Source organism: Parapedobacter flavus (assembly GCF_035818675.1).
GTDB classification, from domain to species: Bacteria; Bacteroidota; Bacteroidia; order Sphingobacteriales; family Sphingobacteriaceae; genus Parapedobacter; species Parapedobacter flavus.
On record NZ_JAYKZZ010000016.1, the window covers coordinates 38,130 to 56,486 of the forward strand.

Genomic DNA, 18,357 nt, shown 5'->3' on the forward strand with positions numbered 1-18,357 from the left:
TGTACAACACAGAGACATCCTTCCACCACGGAAATAAGAAGTCTTTTTCTGGATGCTTTGGGGAGACGGCACAAGGGTCAGTTGTGTCTGCTTATTTTTCCCTACCCCGCTATTAGCGGAGGAGCGTAGAATTTAGCACCTTGTCTGCGGACAGGTTGCTAAGGCTTCACAGGGTCCATTCCCTCTGCCTTTCTCCATAAGCGGCCGCTAAGGTCGGGATAAAATCTGTAAACCGCAAATATTTTTGCGGATGGCCTACTAACTTACTAGGAGTTTATATCCCTTGCCATGAACGTTGACGATTTCGACGCTGGGGTCGTCGCGCAGATATTTGCGCAATTTACTTAAGAATACGTCCATGCTGCGGCCGTTGAAGTAATTGTCGTCATGCCAGATTTTCAGCAGGGCTTCTTCGCGTGTCAATACGTCGTTTTTCTTGATGCACAGCAGACGTAGCAATTCGGCTTCCTTGGTTGATAGTTTTTGCTGTTGCCCACCGTAGCTGATTTGTTGCGACACATAGTCGAAATGGTATTTTCCGATGTCGAATTGATCGGCGTATGCTTCCTCTTGTTTTTCGCGCGATGCGCGTTTAAGCAGCGCATGGATGCGCAGCAGGAGTTCCTCCACACGGAACGGTTTGGTGATGTAGTCGTCGCCACCCAGCTCGAAGGCTTCGGTTTTGTCTTCCATCATCCCCTTGGCTGTGGCGAAGATGATGGGTATGTCTGCGTTCGTTTTCCGGATTTCTTTGCCTAGCGTGAAGCCATCCTTGCGTGGCATCATCACGTCGAGTATGCAGAGGTCGAACGTTTCTTTGTTGAACTGCTGTAGTGCTTCGTCACCATCCTTGCTGAGTGTCACCTCGAATTTACCTTTCAGCTCCAGGTAATCTTTCAAGATATCGCCCAGGTTTGGATCGTCTTCTGCGAGTAGAATCTTTTGCATAATGGTTGGTCTCCCTATCGTTCGAGCGGTAAGGTAATTTCAAATGTGGTGCCTTTATCTTTTTCGCTGCGTACATGTATTTTCCCATCCAGGCGCTTCACGATGTCGTTTACATAGCTAAGCCCAAGGCCGAAGCCTTTCACGTCGTGGCGGTTTCCTGTTGGGATGCGGTAGAATTGGTCAAAAATCTTCGACAGTTGGTCGCGGCTCATGCCGATGCCTTTATCGGCTACCGTAACGTGTACTTGTTTATCGCTATTTTTCGTCTTGATGGTGATATCCGGGTTTTCATTACTGTATTTTATGGCATTGTCCAACAGATTGAACAACACGTTGGATAAGTGCAGTTCATCACCCGATACGACGGCGTCGGTCGCATCGAGGTGCATGTTTACGTTGGCTTCGTGCTTTAGCAATTGCAGCTCCATGCTGTCCACAACAGCCTGGGCCAGGTCATTTACATCTACCGGGTGATGTTCCAGCTTCAAGTTGTCTTTCTCAAGGCGGGCAATATTAAGTACCCGCTCAATGTGATTACCCAAACGCACATTTTCATCATAAATGATATTGGCCAGGCGAGAGGCACGCTGCTGGTCGGCCGCTATTTCGGCGTCCTTGAGTGATTCGCTGGCAATCATGATGGTGGCTACAGGCGTTTTAAACTCATGGGTCATGTTGTTGATGAAATCCGTCTTCATCTCCGATATTTTTTTCTGGCGGAGCATGGTAAAGATTGTGTAGGTAAAGGAACCAATCAACACGAGCAATAAGGTAACCGATGAGAACAACATCACCGTCATGTTTCCCATCAAGAGGTTGTCTTTGTTCGGGAAATACACGGCGAGGCGGCCTGATGAATTGTGATTGTCTGCCCGGAAGAGTTCTGTGGTGTATAAGCTCTGTGGATCGGGTTCGTCTGCCTCCGATAGATTAGCAAACGACGCGTAAAGCGTGGTGTTCCTATCTTTGATCATCAAGTCGAACGGCGACTTGATATCCCTCACCTCCAATTCTTTTTTGAGTTCCGACCGGATGTAGCCCACGTTGACACGTTCACTGAGGGGGCGCTTGTATAATTCCATTTCGGCCTCAAACCCTTGTACCATCAAGGGGTTTTTCCCGCTTATAATAGCAATGGTATCCATCAATGTGTTGGCTTGCAACAGCTGGAGCTCCTGTTCCTTGCGGGCGATTTCGCGGTTCATCTTGAGGTCCTGCCGGGGGGGGAATGCTTTTATGGCGTATTTCAACCGTGTGGTGTTGAATGCATCGGGCCCCATGGGGATGAAATAGCGCACACTGTCGTCTTTCGCCTTAATCGTCGGAACCTCCCGGATGGCGGAAAGCCCGATGGAGTTGTCGTTCCGCTGGAACCCGTTGTCTATTACGATGTTTGATTGATAGCTAACCGAGACCAGTCCTTGATGCCTTGGGTTATTGATATACGTTTCATAAAAATCATTGTTTTCAATCGGAATAACGATGGGGAATTGCTGATTTAACTTCTCCTCTTGTTGCAAGAAAGCTAAGCGCAATTTCGCCTGCTTTTCCCGAAGCTGCTCGATTTCCGTTTTCAGCCGCAGCTGTTCCTCAAGCTTTCGTTGCTCACGTTCGGCCCTTTCCTTGTTCTCGCGTTGCGCAGCCGCAAGTTGCATCACTTCCCGTTTCTCCGCTTTGGCGGCCACCGCATTGAGGGCAGCTTTAACGGACTCATCGAAAAGCTGGGCTTTGAGCACATAGGACTGGCGGATGAAAAAATACTGCATGGCCACCACGCCCAATAGGGCCACGGTCATCAGGCCGATGATCAATCCAATACTCTTTTTGTGCCTCATTCCTTACAAAAATACACAAGCTGTAAGGTAAATGGTAGCTTTTAACAAATTTTAACACAGGCCTTAACGTACCGTTTTCGTAACATGGAGCTTCCGGCCCACCCGATTAAAGGTATACCCTGTTTTATCGTTGAAATATTCATCCACCGCATTGCGGCAGCCGGACCAATCGTAATAGTCGTCGAATAGGAGTTTCCCGCCGGGCGAAAGGTGGGGTTCTATCTGAAGTAGGCAGCTCATCACCGAAGCATACCAATCGCAATCGATGTGCGCCAATGCTACCGGCTCGGTAATGTAGAGCGTGTCTTCAAAATACCCCTTAATCAGCCGGATGTTGTTTTCTTGGCGTGGCAGCCCATGTTTCGCCAAGTTGCCGGCCACCACGTCCTGCAGGTTTTCCGTGTACCCGTAGTACGTATCGCCCCCGATTCCCTTTGATTTGCCGCTTTTGATTTCCTCATACCGGGCATGCACATCCACATCGTCCTTGTCCGAAGGGGGCGGGATCATGCCGAAGGCATCGTATAACCGGAACTCACGCTCGGTTTTCTTTGCTTTGCCCAAGGCAATAGCAGATCCGCCGAGGGCGCAACCCGCCTCGATAAACAGGCCCGGCACTTGCGCTTCCTCCACCTCGTTGGCTACCTCGTAGAGGTTGAGTAGGTCGCGGGCGGTAAGGTAAGTCAACTGCTCCGCCTTGACTTGTAAGACAGCGGCTTTATCGCTGTTTGTAAGGCGATACCACCAAGCGAGGGTCTTAGTGGTTATTCGGTCGGTTACCTCATGGATACCCATTCGTTATTCCATTTCGGTTACCTTGATCGTATTCGTTTTTCCTTTTTTGTGCAGCGGGGTAGATGCGGTATTGATAACGATCTGCCCCGGTTGCACCAACTTTTTGGATTTCAGCAGCGTGTTCACGTCATGGATGCTGCCGTCGGTGCTTTCAAACTTATCGTAATAAAATGTTTTTACCCCCCAGAGCAGTGTCAGCGTGTTTAGTAGCGTGCGGTTACCGGTAAAAATATAGATGTCTGCGTTGGGGCGATAGCTCGATATTTCAAAAGCGGTATAGCCCGAATATGTCATGGCTACAATGGCGGATGCATTGGTTTTTTCGGCCAGGTATACAGACGATCCGCAGATGGCGTCAGGGACGACCGACTCGTCGTCGTGTGGGGTATCCTTTGAGCTGTAGTACGGGTACGATGTCCGCTCCACATGCACAATGATTTTGCTCATGGTCTCGATGACGATTTCGGGGAACTCACCGACAGACGTTTCGCCGCTCAGCATCACGGCGTCGGCACCGTCTAGCACAGAGTTGGCCACATCGTTTACCTCGGCTCGTGTGGGGCGCGGTGTGGTAATCATGCTTTCCAGCATCTGGGTAGCGATGATAACGGGCTTGGAGGCATTACGGCATTTTTTGACAATCATTTTCTGTAGTACCGGAACGTCTTCCATAGGCACTTCCACGCCCAGGTCGCCCCGAGCTACCATGATGCCGTCGGTCACTTCGATGATGGCGTCAATATTGTCAATCGCTTCGGGTTTTTCTATTTTGGCAATCACGCGCGAGGACTTTCCTGCTTCGCTGATAACCTCCTTTAGCCGCACGATATCTTCCGCATTGCGCACGAACGACATCCCGATCCACTCCACGTCGTATTGCAGCACGAAATGGAGATTATTGAGATCTTCTTCGGTAAGGCTGGGTATGGATACTTTGGTATTTGGCAGGTTTACTCCTTTGCGCGAGGTAAGTACCCCGCCGTGCACCACCTCGCACCACACGGTGTCTTTGAGGTTGCTACGCAATACACGCAGTTGGATTTTGCCGTCGTCGAGCAAAATGATTTCATTCTCATTGACATCTTTGGGAAATTCGAGGTAGGTGATGTAAATCCGGCTTTCATCACCCACGAGCTCGTGGGTGGTGATTTCAACCTGGGCACCGTTTAAGAGTACCGCGCCACCTTCTTTCATCTTACCGATCCGAATTTTAGGGCCTTGGAGATCCGCTAAAATGCCGATGTTCATGTTGTACTCGCTGTTGATTTCGCGGATCGTGTTGATTACTGCCAAATGATCTTCCTGGCTTCCGTGCGAAAAATTGAGCCGACATACATCCACCCCCTTGGCTATGAGGCTGGTTAATATTTCTTTCTTTGCTGACGCTGGCCCCAATGTGGCCACGATTTTAGTTCGCTTTTGAACCTTTTCCATTTATTACTGTTGTTAATGTGTCTTTATAGGTGTGCCCTGCGGGGGCAACCGCTTCGATTTGTTCGTTTCCTAATCTATGGTGTGATTGATACACTTTGATATACTTTGGCAAACTTAGATAAATTCTTTTATATGCGCTAAAAGAATTTATCAGTCTGAGCGCTGCCGCGAACAGACCATTTTTTATACGTAAATATGGCACTAAAATATCAGATTTTCTTTGGATTTCAATTTTTCTGGTGAGATTTCACTCGCAGCAACCACATCGGCTATCGCTACGATATGGTCTAGGAGTTCGGTGAGGTCCTCCTCGTCGATGAAGTTTCTGATCAGCAGGAAATAATCGGAATAGCGCATTTCTGGCACTAACACCCCGCCGTCCAGTCCCCTGTTCGCCAACAGGTAGTATTCGGTTTCGCTGGCTTCATCCACATCGGCGTATCGGCTAAACGAAGTCAACTCCAAATGCGGCGGGATACCAATCTCATAATCATCTATCTTGCACAGTTTCAGCCCCGTAACTTTATTGATAAAATAACATAAACGATAGTCCCTCAGCGAAGATGTAATGGCAATCAGTACAAAATCGAGGTCCAATTCGTATTTTAATGTGACTTTATTCAAAGTATTTTTCTATATTCAGCGCAAACTTAGATAAATTTGCTTGTATCCATGCAAATTGATCGGTTTACTTTGTGAGCTCGCGAGCTCGGTTCTTTGCTACCAATAAGAAAATAATGCAGCAAAAAAGTTTGGAAAACAAAAACGACTGACCGCATATTAACCATAGTAAGGTAAGAAAGGAAACGTATAACAATTGAAGGGTAATTAGCCGAGGTTAAACAGGCTATCTAAGATTTACGCTAAATCGCTGATATAAAAACGCTAATTCAGTTTGCGGCAAAAACCTGAATAATGCTCCAAAAATCAAATATGTTTTACTATTTGCCGAAATTTATTTTTCTTTGCACAGATTTATTAAACAATTAAACTATAGAATCATGTCTGATATCGCATCAAGAGTTAAAGCAATCATCGTTGAAAAGCTAGGTGTAGACGAAAACGAAGTGACCCCAGAAGCTTCATTCACCAACGATTTGGGCGCCGACTCACTCGACACCGTGGAGTTGATCATGGAATTCGAGAAGGAGTTCAACGTTGCAATCCCCGATGACCAAGCTGAAACCATCAGCACGGTAGGACAAGCAATCGCTTATTTAGAAAAAAACGTTAACTAGCTAAATTCATTAGGCCAATCGTTATAAATGGAGCTTAAAAGAGTAGTAGTAACAGGGTTAGGTGCGCTTACTCCGATTGGGAATACTGTCCCCGAATTTTGGGACAGCCTGATCAAAGGAGTAAGCGGCGCTGCTCCAATCACCAAGTTTGACGCGTCGAAATTCAAGACGCGTTTTGCTTGTGAGGTGAAAGGGTTCAACGCCGAAGATTTCATGGAGCGCAAGGAAGCCCGAAAAGTAGATCCATTTGTACATTACGCATTGGCTGTTACGGACGAAGCGATTGCCGATGCATCGCTTGCGTTCGATAAACTAGATACCAATCGTATTGGCGTGATTTGGGGCTCCGGTATCGGTGGCCTGAAGACCTTTCTGGATGAAGTAACCAGTTTTTCTGCCGGTGATGGAACACCCCGTTTCAACCCGTTCTTCATTCCGAAGATGATTTTGGACATTGCACCGGGCCATATCTCCATGCGCCACGGACTACGGGGGCCTAACTTTTCAACCGTATCGGCATGTGCTTCATCCACGCACGCATTGATCGATTCGCTGAATTACATCCGTACCGGATATGCTGATATCATCGTCAGCGGCGGTTCGGAAGCCATCATCAATGAAGCGGGTATCGGTGGCTTTAATGCCATGCACGCGTTATCCACCCGCAACGACGATCCGAAAACAGCGTCTCGGCCATTTGATAAAGACCGGGACGGCTTCGTGGCCGGTGAAGGCGGTGCAGCTATTGTATTGGAAAGCTTGGAACATGCCCAAGCTCGGGGAGCGAAGATTTACGCCGAGCTCGTGGGGGCTGGGATGAGTGCCGATGCTTACCACATCACGGCTTCGCACCCCGAAGGGCTCGGTGCGCGGCTAGCCATGGGCAATGCGCTCACAGATGCTAGGCTGACCAAAGATGCCATCGACTACATCAACGTGCACGGTACATCTACTCCGGTAGGAGACCCCAGCGAAATCATGGCTATCCTTGAACTGTTCGGTCAACATGCGTATGGGCTGAATATCAGCTCGACCAAATCCATGACGGGCCACCTCTTGGGTGCGGCAGGTGCTGTGGAGTCTATCGCTTCTATTCTCGCCGTCAAAAACGACATCGTACCACCCACGATCAATCATTTTACAGACGACCCGAATCTTGACCCGAAATTAAACTTCACATTCAATAACGCGCAAAAGCGAACAGTAAATGCGGCTATGAGCAACACCTTTGGTTTTGGTGGTCATAACGCCACGGTCGTTTTCAAGAAATACGAAGGGTAATTTTAAGGCATTTCGCGCAAAGGGGAATCCCCTTCTCGCGTGTTTATTCAGTTAGTAATTTGATGCCTGTTTCGAAGATTTACAAACTGCATTTTTCACCCAATCGCCGCTATGTGCGGGCGTTGAAGAACATGCTCGGTTTTGTTCCGGGCAACCTGCATCTTTACCAACTGGCTTTTCGGCACAAGTCTGTAGCGGTACCCATCAAAGACGGCACTAAGAACAGTAATGAGCGGCTGGAATTTTTGGGCGATGCCGTGTTGGGGTCTGTGGTCGCCGAATTGCTTTTCAAGAAATATCCGTACAAAGGCGAGGGCTTCCTTACCGAAATGCGCTCCAAAATTGTGAGCCGTGCGCACCTCAACCAACTGTCGAAGAAGCTGGGCCTTAGCGAACTCATCCAATACGATGCCCGCATGATCCATTATCCCAATAAGCAGGGGTCGCTATTGGGCGATGCCTTTGAAGCACTGGTTGGAGCTATTTATCTGGATAAGGGATATACGTTTGTGAAAAACTTTCTGATTAACCGTATTATCAAACCTCACGTGGATATCCAGTTGCTGGAGGAAACGGAAACTAATTTCAAAAGCCGACTCATTGAATGGTGCCAACAGGCGGGCAAGGAAATTAGTTTTGTCCAGGCTGAGAACGCTGCCGGCGACAGTGTGAAAATTTTCACGATCGATGCTGTGGTCAACGGCGAGGTCTATGGCACAGGCCGCGACTATAACAAAAAAAGCGCCGAGAAAATCGCGGCTGAAAAAGCATGTGAAGCACTGAATGTGCTTTAAATCCTTACGTTTCCGCTATCGCATCTTGCCTCTCTTCGTAGCGGAGAGATCGATACATTTGCCTTGCCTATACAGGCAAATATATCTAAGTTTGCCGCATGGCAGTAATCAAACCTTCGTTAGCCAAGGGCACGCGTGATTTTTCGCCCGCGGAAATGGAAAAACGGAACCATATTTTTAATACGGTTAAGTCGGTGTTCATCAAATATGGTTATCGGGAGATTCAGACGCCCTCCTTCGAGAACCTTCAAACGCTCACCGGGAAATATGGTGATGAAGGGGATAAATTAATTTTCAAGATACTCAATTCGGGCGACTACCTCGCCAAGGCGCCGGCGGATCTGCTGGAAGCGCGTGCCTCCACCCCGCTGATTCCGCATATCACGGAGCGTGCACTGCGGTATGACCTCACCGTTCCTTTCGCTCGCTATGTGGTGATGCACCAGCACGAGCTGACTTTGCCGTTCAAGCGGTTCCAGATACAGCCGGTGTGGCGTGCCGATCGGCCGCAGCGCGGCCGGTATCGCGAATTCTACCAGTGTGACGTAGATGTGGTGGGGTCCGATAGCTTGCTCAATGAAGCAGAGTTCGTGCTCATCTACCACGAAGCATTGACCAAACTCGGCCTGCGCGATTTCTCCATAAAGCTCAACAACCGCAAACTGCTGGCCGGTATCGCAGAGATACTGGGAAAGCCTGAATTGATCGTTGACATGACCGTAGCCATCGACAAGTTGGATAAAATAGGCTTGGATGGCGTGAACAATGAGCTGCTGGCCCGTGGCTTCGACACCGAAGATGTGGAAAGATTGCAGCCCATCATCCAGCTGGAGGGCACCAACGCCGAAAAGGTCGAGCAACTTAAAGTCGTGTTGCAGGCCTCCGCTACCGGACTGGCCGGCATCGATGAGCTTGAGATTGTTCTGGGCTATGTCGAGAAACTTTCGGGCGATACCGCCCTACTTAACCGGTTCGTGGAATTGGATATTACACTTGCACGGGGACTTAACTATTACACGGGTTGTATCTTCGAAGTGAAAACCAATGAGGTAACCATGGGCAGCATCGGTGGGGGTGGCCGGTATGACGACCTTACCGGTATGTTCGGACTGAAGGGCATTACCGGCGTTGGCGTCTCTTTCGGGGCCGACCGGATATACGATGTGTTGGAAGAATTGGGGCTTTTCTCCGAGTCAGCTGTGCTGTCTACACACGTACTGATCAGCAATTTCGACAAGCTCGCTGAGCTATATGCGCTGCCGTTGCTTCAGAAATTACGTGCCGCGGGCGTTGCTTCCGAACTTTACCCCACCGCTGCCAAATTGAAAAAGCAACTGACCTACGCCGACCACAAGAAAATTCCTTACGTGGTCCTTGTCGGCGAGGAGGAGATTGCTACGGAACGGTTTACGTTGAAGGATATGGTCTCGGGCGAACAGTGGAAACTGACCGAGGCCGACCTGCTTGCGCGACTGGTCCCTTAGCCTGCGTTGGCTTGTAAGCAAACTAATGCCTATCTTTGGCGGCTGCACTAATCCATATGCATCGACATGAATAATAAGCGAATTTTACCCCTATTGATGATTTCCACTGCGTTCATGGTGTCATGTGATGACACCAAGCAAGCTACGGACAATCCGTTCTTGCAGGTTTATGATACTCCGAATGGCGTGCCGCCGTTCGATAAAATTAAGAGCGAACATTTCAAACCAGCATACGAAGAAGCCTTGCGCCAACACCGCGCCGAAGTTGATTCCATCGCCGGCATCACCGAAGCACCAACGTTTGAAAACACCATTTTGGCCCTTGAGCATTCCGGCAAACTGCTCGGGCGCGTTTCTTACGTATTTTCCAACCTGAGCTCATCCACCACCAACGATACCCTGAAAGCGCTGGATACCGAGCTGGCCCCCAAGTTGTCGGCCCACCGCGATAACATCTCGCTGAACGAACGGCTATTCGGCCGCGTCAAAGCCGTGTGGGACCAACGCGACGGCCTCGGCCTGGATGGCGAGCAGCAGATGTTGCTCGAACGGAGTTACAAAAACTTCGTACGCAACGGTGCCAACTTGGACGATACAGCCAAAGCGGAATTGCGTAAAATCAACACGCAACTCGCCGAATTAACCACTCAGTTTGGCCAGAATGTGTTGGCAGAGACCAACGCGTTTGAATTGGTGGTCGATAACGAAGAGTTGCTTGCCGGTCTTTCGGAGGGCCTGAAAGCTGCCGCAGCTGCCACCGCCGATGCTAAAGGATATGAAGGGAAGTGGGTATTCACGCTGTCAAACTCCAGTGTGATGCCGTTCCTCCAATATGCCGATAACCGCGAACTGCGCCAACAGATTTGGGAAGCCTATAAAAACCGCGGCGCGAATGGCAACGATAACGATAACGGTGACATCTTGGTGGAAATAGCCAACCTTCGCCTCAAAAAGGCTAACCTATTGGGCTACCCTACTCACGCCCATTATGTGTTGGAAGAAGCCATGGCCGAGAACCCTGCCAATGTAAGAAAACTGCTGGAAAACCTATGGGAACCGGCTATTGCCAAAGCAAAGACCGAAGCCTACGATATCCAGAAGGAAATAGAAGCAGCTGGACAAGACTTTCTAGCAGCGCCTTACGACTGGCGTTATTATTCCGAAAAAATCCGACAACAACGCTTTTCACTGAGCGAGGCGGAACTGCAACCGTATTTCAGCCTAGCCAGTGTTCGGCAAGGCGCTTTTGACGTGGCCAATAAGCTGTATGGACTTCGGTTCACGCGGCTGGAAGACATGCCCATTTACCACCCTGAGGTGGAGGTCTATGAGGTGTCGGAGGCAGACGGCACGCAGGTAGGGATTTTCTACGTCGATTATTTCCCCCGCGAGTCGAAGCGGCCCGGCGCGTGGATGAGTTCATTCCGTCGCCAGTATACGGAAAATGGTGAACGTATAGCGCCGGTTATTGTGAACGTATGTAACTTCACCGCACCGGTGGGCGACCAGCCGGCGCTGCTTACCTTTGATGAAGCCAACACGTTGTTCCACGAGTTCGGCCACGCACTGCATGGCCTGCTGTCGGACGTCACATACCGTAGCCTGTCGGGCACATCCGTATCGCGCGACTTCGTGGAGCTGCCCTCGCAGGTGATGGAAAACTGGGCCGAAGACCCAGCCGTACTGAAAGAATATGCCAAGCATCACCAAACCGGCGAACCGATCCCCGATGCACTTATTGCCAAGCTTGAAAGTGCGGGCACGTTTGGCCAAGGGTTTGCTACGGTGGAGTATTTGGCTTCAGCCATCCTCGACTTCGACTACCATACCATCACCAGTCCCATTACGGTAAGTGCCGAAGAATTTGAAAAAACATCGATGGAGAAGGCCGGATTGATCGATGAGATCATTCCGCGTCACCGCAGCACCTATTTCAACCACATCTTCTCTAGCGGCTATTCCGCAGGTTATTACAGCTATATCTGGGCCGAGGTGCTGGATGCCGACGCGTTCGCAGCATTTAAAGAGACGAGCCTATATGACAAGGCTACCGCTGATGCGTTCCGCCAGAACATCCTCGAAAAAGGAGGAACGGAAAAGCCCGCCGAGCTTTACCGGAAGTTCCGGGGTGCCGATCCCGATCCGGTGTATTTAATGAAAAAACGCGGACTGGATTAATAATCAGTTAACTATATTAAGAAAAAGACTGCCTGGTTTCGGGCGGTCTTTTTTTATTGTCTATTATTTAGACTCAGTACAAATAATTTTATACATTTGTCGCGGTTAAAATAAAAAAGGCCGCACAGCTGGAACCTGTGCGACCGCCCCGATTGGGGTTTACTTCATAAATCGTGATAATTTAAAAAGTAGTGCAAAATACGCTATTTTTAATCATTGCCGGGCTTTGTATGCGTTTTTTTACAACGTCTGCACAACAACAAGCGGTGCAACCCGTCGGTGCGAACGTATCTTCCATCAGTAAATTGACGATGGAGTAATGTATACGCTGACTGCCTTTCTTTTCCTCGTGGGTTTTCACCTATGCTATCGAAAACCGAAGACGGTGATATCCAAGTGGGGGGCCGTACTGGCATTTCTCGTCGGTTGGATGCTACTGGTCTTTACCATGGGCTGGGGAGCGGGGTCGTTTGCCGTGCTGGCCTACGCCATGTGTACGGGCAGCCTCGTGGTGCTGCTGGCTCCTTTCGGATTCATGCGCGGCCGGCAGCTCATGGTGCTAGCCGCGGTTAGCTTATTATTGGAATTCCTCATCCGCTCATAACCATGCCCGCCAACAAGAAATACCTCACCAAGTCGCCGATCGTACGGCTATTGAGAATTACGGCCGGCTTCTTCGGTGGTTATGCCGTTGCGGTTTCATTTCACCTGATGTTGGGTCGCTTCCTCAATCCGGGCGATGTATTGATAACCGCCTACTTCAGTTGCATCATGCTATGGGCGGTGCTGCTGCTTCTCGCGTTTCTTGTAGACAATGTCTGGAAGATCTGGCTCATTTATGCCGTGCTGACCATGGTTTTTTGTATACCTTTTTTTAGTTGATACCGCCCCATGAACCTCAGACGATATAACGTTTACTTCCACACCCATACCATCAGCGGCATATTTATCGCAGCCATTCTTTACGTCATGTTCTTTGCCGGGTCGTTTGCATTCTTTAAAGACGAAATTGCCGCTTGGCAAAATGACGCCTCCGGCAAACACAAGCCTTACGGCAGTACTGTGGCTTTCAATCCGTTGTTGGACTCACTGGATGGAGTATATAATCTCCGTGGGCGCGACCTATCGTTCACCATGCAAGCCAACAGTTTTCGCGCTTATGTGGGTTTGCAACCCTCTAAAGATACCGTTAACAACGATAAGGCTGTCGAACGGAGTTTTTTCAACTATAATTTCCACAAAAAGGAAACGGGAACGTACGCCTCTTCTTATGATTTGGGAGAGTTCTTATACCGGCTCCATTTTCTTGCCCAGTTAAACAAGATACCCATCCGGTTCGGCTATCCTTTTGGTTATGTGGTGGCCGGTTTGGCTTCCTTCCTGTTCCTATTTGCGCTCATTACCGGTTTGCTGCTCCATTGGGATAAAATAGTTTCCAACTTTTTCACCTTCCGGCCCTGGTCAAAATGGAAAACCATCTGGACGGATGCCCATACCGCATTGGGGGTCATCGGGTTCCCTTACCAGTTCATGTTTGCCGTAACCGGGGTGATGCTTATCATTAGTTCGGTGTTGGTGGTTCCGTTCAGCAAAGCCCTGTATGAGGGCGACGAAACGGCGGTATACCGCGACCTACAGCTTCCGTACTACCTCACCCCCCAAAACGAATTTCTGTCGCAGCCGCTGGAATCGAAGCCCGATATCGACCAATTCGTGCAGCGAACACGTGAGCTGTGGCCGCATACTTTCATCACCAGTATTTCCATCAATAACTATGGCGACGAGAGCATGCACATCATGATGACGGGTGAACCAGCCACCAACTGGCATTTTGCGGGGCAGGGGGTTATTTGCTACCGTGTATCAGACGGTGAAGTCATCCAGCATAAGTCGGCCGAGCACGGGGCCACCTACCTCGATAAGGTGAAAAGTCTGGTCTACCGGCTTCATTTCGGCGACTATGGCGGCTACCCGTTGAAAGTGGTTTACTTCTTGCTGGGTCTACTTGGGTGTGTGGTCATCATTACCGGCATCCTCATCTGGTTGGTAGCGCGCGACAAGAAAAATGTACCCAAACACAAGCGGGTGTTCAACTTCTGGGCGGCCAATGTATTTGTCGCCGCCTGCCTAACGTTGTTTCCGGTTACCGCATTTTCATTTATTATGGTGAAGATAAATGGCACCGGGGGCATGGATTTCATTTACCGCATCTATTTTTGGAGCTGGCTGGCGTTAGCCGTCTTTTACATTGTCCGGCGCAACCTCCGGCAAACCAACAAGGAAACACTGCTGCTCGGCAGCATACTGAGCTTGTTGGTGCCGGTGGCAAATGGCATCTATTCCGGCAATTGGTTGTGGGTTACCTATCGGCAAGGGGAGTCGGACATCCTGTTGGTCGATGTGCTCTGGCTATGCCTAGCTGTGGTTGGGGGCATCGCTTTCTTTAAAATTAAGCCATTGGCAGCACCCCGTAGTACGTAGCGGGGTGGGCTATATTCCAGCAGAATGGAACTGCAGGTCATAGAGTCGTTTGTAGTAACCATCCATGCGGAGCAGCTCCTGATGCGTACCCATTTCCTTCATCTCGCCTTTATCCAACACGATGATCTTGTCGGCTTTTTGGATGGTGGAGAGGCGGTGGGCAATCACGATGGAGGTGCGCCCTGCCATCAACTTGTCGATGGCCTGTTGGATCAGCTCTTCCGACTCCGTATCTACCGATGAGGTTGCCTCATCGAGCACCAGGATTTTTGGGTCATGCACCAACGCGCGGATGAATGAAATCAATTGGGCCTGGCCCGACGAAAGGGTAGCGCCTCGTTCCTGCACTTTATAATCATAGCCACCCGGCAACCGCATGATAAATTCGTGGGCACCCACCTGCTTGGCGGCATCTACAATTTGCTGCCGGCTGATGGCGGGGTCGTTGAGACTGATGTTACTAGCCACGGAGTCTGAAAACAAAAACACATCCTGCAATACGGTGGCAATGGTGCGGCGCAGGTAGTTGAGTTCGTAATCGCGAATATCCACGCCATCCAGCCGTATGGAGCCCCTATTGACCTCATAAAAGCGGCTCAGGATATTGATGGTCGACGATTTACCAGCACCCGTGGCGCCCACCAGCGCCAGGGTTTCGCCCGGCCTCACCTTAAAGTCGATGTCTTTCAGCACCCATTTCTCCTCATCATACGCAAACCAAACGTTGTCGAAGACAATTTCCCCGCGGACGTGTTCCGGCTGTTGGACGCCGTCGTTGGGTGTCCGCTCGTCGGTATCGAGTACGGCGAAGATGCGTTCGGCACTCACCATGCCCATCTGCAGCGTATTGAACTTATCCACCAGCTCCCGGATGGGGCGGAAAATCATGTTGATGTACATGATGAACGCAACGATCACGCCGGGCGACAGCGTGTCGGCCAGCACCTGTTTGGAGCCATACCACACCAACAAGCCCAGGGATACCGCCATGATGATTTCCAATACCGGAAAGAAGATGGAGAAATACCAGTTGGCTCGGATGTGGGCATTGCGGTGCTCCGCGTTCGCAGCCTTGAATTTGCGCATTTCCTGTTCCTCACGGGCAAAATACTGGATGATACTGATCCCCGAGATGTGCTCCTGCAAGAACGTGTTGAGGTTGGATACCCATTTACGCACATCCTGGAAGGCCGATTTCATCGCTTCTTTGAAAACATACGTTGCGCCGATCATAAACGGCATGGGGATCAATACAATCAGCGTAAGGCGCCAGTCGGAGTAAAACATCACGCCCAGGATAACCACCAGCTGGAGGAGGTCGCCAATGATCTGGATAAGCCCCTGCGAAAAAATATTGGCAATGGTTTCAAGGTCCGAAATGGTACGGGTAATCAGCCTGCCTATAGGCGTGCGGTCGAAGTATTTAAGCCGGAGGCCGGTGATGTGATTAAATACATGGATGCGGAGGTCGCGGATAACCGATTGCCCCAAGGTGTTGGTCGTCAGCGTGTGGTAGTAGCGAACAATAGTTTGCAGCAGCAATAGCCCCAGCATGAGCCAAAGCATCAGCTGGAGTCCGTCGATATCATTCTGGAGGATAAACTGATCAAGCGTGTACTCTACGATCATGGGTAGTGCCGGAGCAACGCCAGCCATAAGGATGGTAAGCAATACGGAAACCACAAAAATTCCTTTGTATGGGCGCACATAGCGCAGCATCCTGCGGAGCAGTTGTACATCGTATGTTTTTCCGGTTACCTTCGGTTCGCTCATGGGCAGCTGCAAAAGTACGACTTTGTCGGAATATCTCGGTTCATTGATTTGTCAAATGGCGCGTACGTAGGGATATTCCACCTCGGTGAGGTATAAGCCACTTGCCGGCACCGAAGAGCCGGCCACTGCGCGGTTTTTGCTTTGTATGACGGTATGCATGTGTTCGGGTGCCTGTTCCCCGCGGCCGATTTCCATCAGCGTACCAACAATGGCACGCACCATATTACGCAAAAAGCGGTTGGCCGATATATGGAAAACCAAGCGGTCGGCGCCTACCCATTGCCATTCGGCATGCATTACGTTGCAATTATTGGTAAACACCTGGGTGTGAGATTTGCTGAAACAAGAAAAATCCTCATATCCGTAAAGAAGTGCAGCAGCTTCATTCATTGACGACACATCGGGCGCATCGCGCAGTAACCACGAGCGGCCATGCAGAAAAGGGTCCTTATGGAGGTGTGCGTGGTATTCATACGATCGCTTGGTGGCATCGAAGCGTGCATGGGCTTCAGGCGCCACGGCAATGAGCCGTTTGGCGGCGATATCGTGCGGCAGCAACGCATTCAGCCGGTGTAAGAATTCGCGTTCTTCCAACGGAAATGCCGGGGCCATCCAGTCGAAATGGGCAAACAGCTGTTTGGCGTGCACACCCGTATCCGTACGTCCGCACCCTAAGGTGGCGATAGGCTGGCGCAGCAGGGTGGTCAGTGCTTTATCCAGTAGTTCCTGTACCGTTATGGCATTCGATTGGATTTGCCAACCGTGGTAGGCGCCGCCGTCGAAAGCGATCTCGATGAAATATCGTTGATGGGAGGTTTCCACGGGGCAAAGGTACGGATTTTGTCATTTGCACTTTGCGTTTGGCCGTTTGCTATTTGCACTTTGCACTTTGCACTTTGCCATTTGCACTTTGCCATTTGCGCTTTGCTGTGCAGACTAGCAAAAAAGCACATCGGCAGACAGCAAATCAGCAAATCAGCAAATCAGCAAATCAGCAAAAAAGCAAATAGCAAATCAGCAAATTACCTTATCTTTGCACGCTATGATATATCTTACACGGCGCGAACGGTTTAACGCGGCGCATAAATTATACCGCGAAGAGTGGAGTTTGGAGCAAAACCAAGCCATATTCGGCAAGTGTTCTAACCCGAACTGGCATGGGCACAACTATGAACTGTTCGTAACGGTGAAGGGCGAGGTGGATCCCCAGACCGGGTTTGTAATTGATTTGAAAGAGCTGAAGCACATTATCGAAATCCATGTGATTGAAAAGCTGGATCATCGAAACGTGAACCTGGATGTGGATTTCATGCGTGGCAAGATGGCATCTACCGAAGTATTGGCCATTGAGATTTTCAAGCAGTTGAAGCCCCATGTGGAAGCGAACGGAGCCATGCTACATTCGGTAAAGCTGGTGGAAACCGAGAACAATTCCGTGGAATATTTTGGCGATGAGTAGCGCCATTTGTTAATAAGACGACTATGGACAACGATTTCCCACTTAGTGAAGAAGAATTAGACGGGTACGTAAAGATAGACCGCTACAATCCCGAAAAGGTGGCCCGCATCGCGTCGCATTATACGGAGATTCTGGCGCTTCTCGGCGAAGATGCTACACGCCAAGGGTTGCAAAAGACGCCCGAGCGCGTGGCCAAAGCGTTGCAGTACCTTACGCACGGATATGACGTGGATCCAGCTGCGGTGCTGCGAGGTGCCATGTTTGAGGAAGAGTATAGTCAGATGGTGGTGGTGAAAGATATCGAGGTGTATTCGATGTGCGAGCACCACATGCTGCCTTTCTTCGGCAAAGCACACGTGGCCTACATCCCGAATGGCCATATTGTGGGCTTGAGCAAGATTCCCCGGGTAATCGATATTTATGCCCGCCGCCTACAGGTGCAGGAGCGGCTCACCAACGAGATCCGCGATTGCATACAAGATACGTTAAACCCGGTTGGCGTGGCCGTTGTGATCGAGTGCAAGCACCTCTGCATGTGCATGCGCGGTATCCAAAAGCAAAACTCGGTAACGACCACCTCTGCATTTACCGGCGAGTTTGCCAAGGAACGTACCCGGCAGGAGTTCTTGCAACTGATTACCGCTTCCCTAGGCTAAG

The 18,357-nt window shown here is 50.0% G+C and carries 17 protein-coding genes and 1 riboswitch; of the genes, 10 read left to right on the forward strand and 7 right to left on the reverse strand.

Annotation, left to right across the window (positions count from 1 at the left end; all coding sequences use genetic code 11):
- Positions 1-88: 88 nt before the first annotated feature.
- A riboswitch (SAM riboswitch) is annotated at positions 89-203 on the reverse strand.
- A gap of 55 nt (positions 204-258) precedes the next feature.
- The 5 genes from U9S71_RS13460 to U9S71_RS13480 form a co-directional block, all read right to left on the reverse strand.
- The gene (locus U9S71_RS13460) at positions 259-948 is read right to left on the reverse strand and encodes a response regulator transcription factor (protein ID WP_326328029.1); all 690 of its coding nucleotides are present in this window, start codon (positions 946-948) and stop codon (positions 259-261) included.
- Positions 949-962: 14 nt separating this feature from the next.
- On the reverse strand, positions 963-2,783 hold the full coding sequence (locus U9S71_RS13465) for an ATP-binding protein (protein WP_326328030.1): 1,821 nt from the start codon (positions 2,781-2,783) through the stop codon (positions 963-965).
- A 63-nt stretch (positions 2,784-2,846) separates the two neighbouring features.
- On the reverse strand, positions 2,847-3,578 hold the full coding sequence (locus U9S71_RS13470) for a TylF/MycF/NovP-related O-methyltransferase (protein ID WP_326328031.1): 732 nt from the start codon (positions 3,576-3,578) through the stop codon (positions 2,847-2,849).
- Between the two features lie 3 nt (positions 3,579-3,581).
- Entirely contained in the window at positions 3,582-5,012 is a 1,431-nt protein-coding gene (gene pyk, locus U9S71_RS13475) for a pyruvate kinase (protein WP_326328032.1), read from the reverse strand.
- 201 nt (positions 5,013-5,213) lie between these two features.
- Positions 5,214-5,636 (reverse strand): IPExxxVDY family protein, encoded by a 423-nt coding sequence (locus tag U9S71_RS13480; protein WP_326328033.1) that lies wholly within the window; start codon positions 5,634-5,636, stop codon positions 5,214-5,216.
- Positions 5,637-6,013: 377 nt separating this feature from the next.
- Between U9S71_RS13480 and U9S71_RS13485 the strand changes: the two genes are divergently transcribed.
- The 8 genes from U9S71_RS13485 (at position 6,014) to U9S71_RS13520 (ending at position 14,468) form a co-directional block, all read left to right on the forward strand.
- Complete coding sequence (locus U9S71_RS13485; RefSeq protein ID WP_079717265.1) at positions 6,014-6,250, forward strand: acyl carrier protein; 237 nt, start codon at positions 6,014-6,016, stop codon at positions 6,248-6,250.
- Positions 6,251-6,277: 27 nt separating this feature from the next.
- Positions 6,278-7,531 carry a beta-ketoacyl-ACP synthase II gene (fabF, locus tag U9S71_RS13490; protein WP_326328034.1) on the forward strand — a complete coding sequence of 418 codons (1,254 nt, stop codon included), beginning with the start codon at positions 6,278-6,280 and terminating at the stop codon, positions 7,529-7,531.
- 62 nt (positions 7,532-7,593) lie between these two features.
- On the forward strand, positions 7,594-8,325 hold the full coding sequence (gene rnc / locus U9S71_RS13495) for a ribonuclease III (protein WP_326328035.1): 732 nt from the start codon (positions 7,594-7,596) through the stop codon (positions 8,323-8,325).
- A gap of 98 nt (positions 8,326-8,423) precedes the next feature.
- Positions 8,424-9,809: a histidine--tRNA ligase gene (hisS, locus tag U9S71_RS13500; protein ID WP_326328036.1), complete on the forward strand. Its 1,386-nt coding sequence runs from the start codon at positions 8,424-8,426 to the stop codon at positions 9,807-9,809.
- 66 nt (positions 9,810-9,875) lie between these two features.
- On the forward strand, positions 9,876-11,987 hold the full coding sequence (locus tag U9S71_RS13505; RefSeq protein ID WP_326328037.1) for a M3 family metallopeptidase: 2,112 nt from the start codon (positions 9,876-9,878) through the stop codon (positions 11,985-11,987).
- 319 nt (positions 11,988-12,306) lie between these two features.
- Positions 12,307-12,591, forward strand: coding sequence for a hypothetical protein (locus U9S71_RS13510; protein ID WP_326328038.1), 285 nt, complete (start codon positions 12,307-12,309; stop codon positions 12,589-12,591).
- Positions 12,592-12,593: 2 nt separating this feature from the next.
- Positions 12,594-12,869, forward strand: a complete 276-nt coding sequence (locus tag U9S71_RS13515) for a hypothetical protein (protein ID WP_326328039.1) — start codon at positions 12,594-12,596, stop codon at positions 12,867-12,869.
- Positions 12,870-12,878: 9 nt separating this feature from the next.
- Complete coding sequence (locus tag U9S71_RS13520; RefSeq protein WP_326328040.1) at positions 12,879-14,468, forward strand: PepSY-associated TM helix domain-containing protein; 1,590 nt, start codon at positions 12,879-12,881, stop codon at positions 14,466-14,468.
- 9 nt (positions 14,469-14,477) lie between these two features.
- Here the strand turns inward: U9S71_RS13520 and U9S71_RS13525 are convergent, their stop codons facing one another.
- Together U9S71_RS13525 and truA are read right to left on the reverse strand one after the other, a co-directional pair.
- On the reverse strand, positions 14,478-16,241 hold the full coding sequence (locus U9S71_RS13525) for an ABC transporter ATP-binding protein (RefSeq protein WP_326328041.1): 1,764 nt from the start codon (positions 16,239-16,241) through the stop codon (positions 14,478-14,480).
- 51 nt (positions 16,242-16,292) lie between these two features.
- The gene (gene truA / locus U9S71_RS13530) at positions 16,293-17,063 is read right to left on the reverse strand and encodes a tRNA pseudouridine(38-40) synthase TruA (RefSeq protein WP_326328042.1); all 771 of its coding nucleotides are present in this window, start codon (positions 17,061-17,063) and stop codon (positions 16,293-16,295) included.
- Between the two features lie 220 nt (positions 17,064-17,283).
- Here truA and U9S71_RS13535 point away from each other — a divergent pair, with 220 nt between their 5' ends.
- Positions 17,284-17,700: a 6-pyruvoyl trahydropterin synthase family protein gene (locus U9S71_RS13535; RefSeq protein ID WP_326328043.1), complete on the forward strand. Its 417-nt coding sequence runs from the start codon at positions 17,284-17,286 to the stop codon at positions 17,698-17,700.
- 23 nt (positions 17,701-17,723) lie between these two features.
- A complete protein-coding gene (gene folE, locus U9S71_RS13540; RefSeq protein WP_326328044.1) occupies positions 17,724-18,356 on the forward strand; it encodes a GTP cyclohydrolase I FolE in 633 nt (210 codons plus the stop codon).
- Position 18,357: the final 1 nt, after the last annotated feature.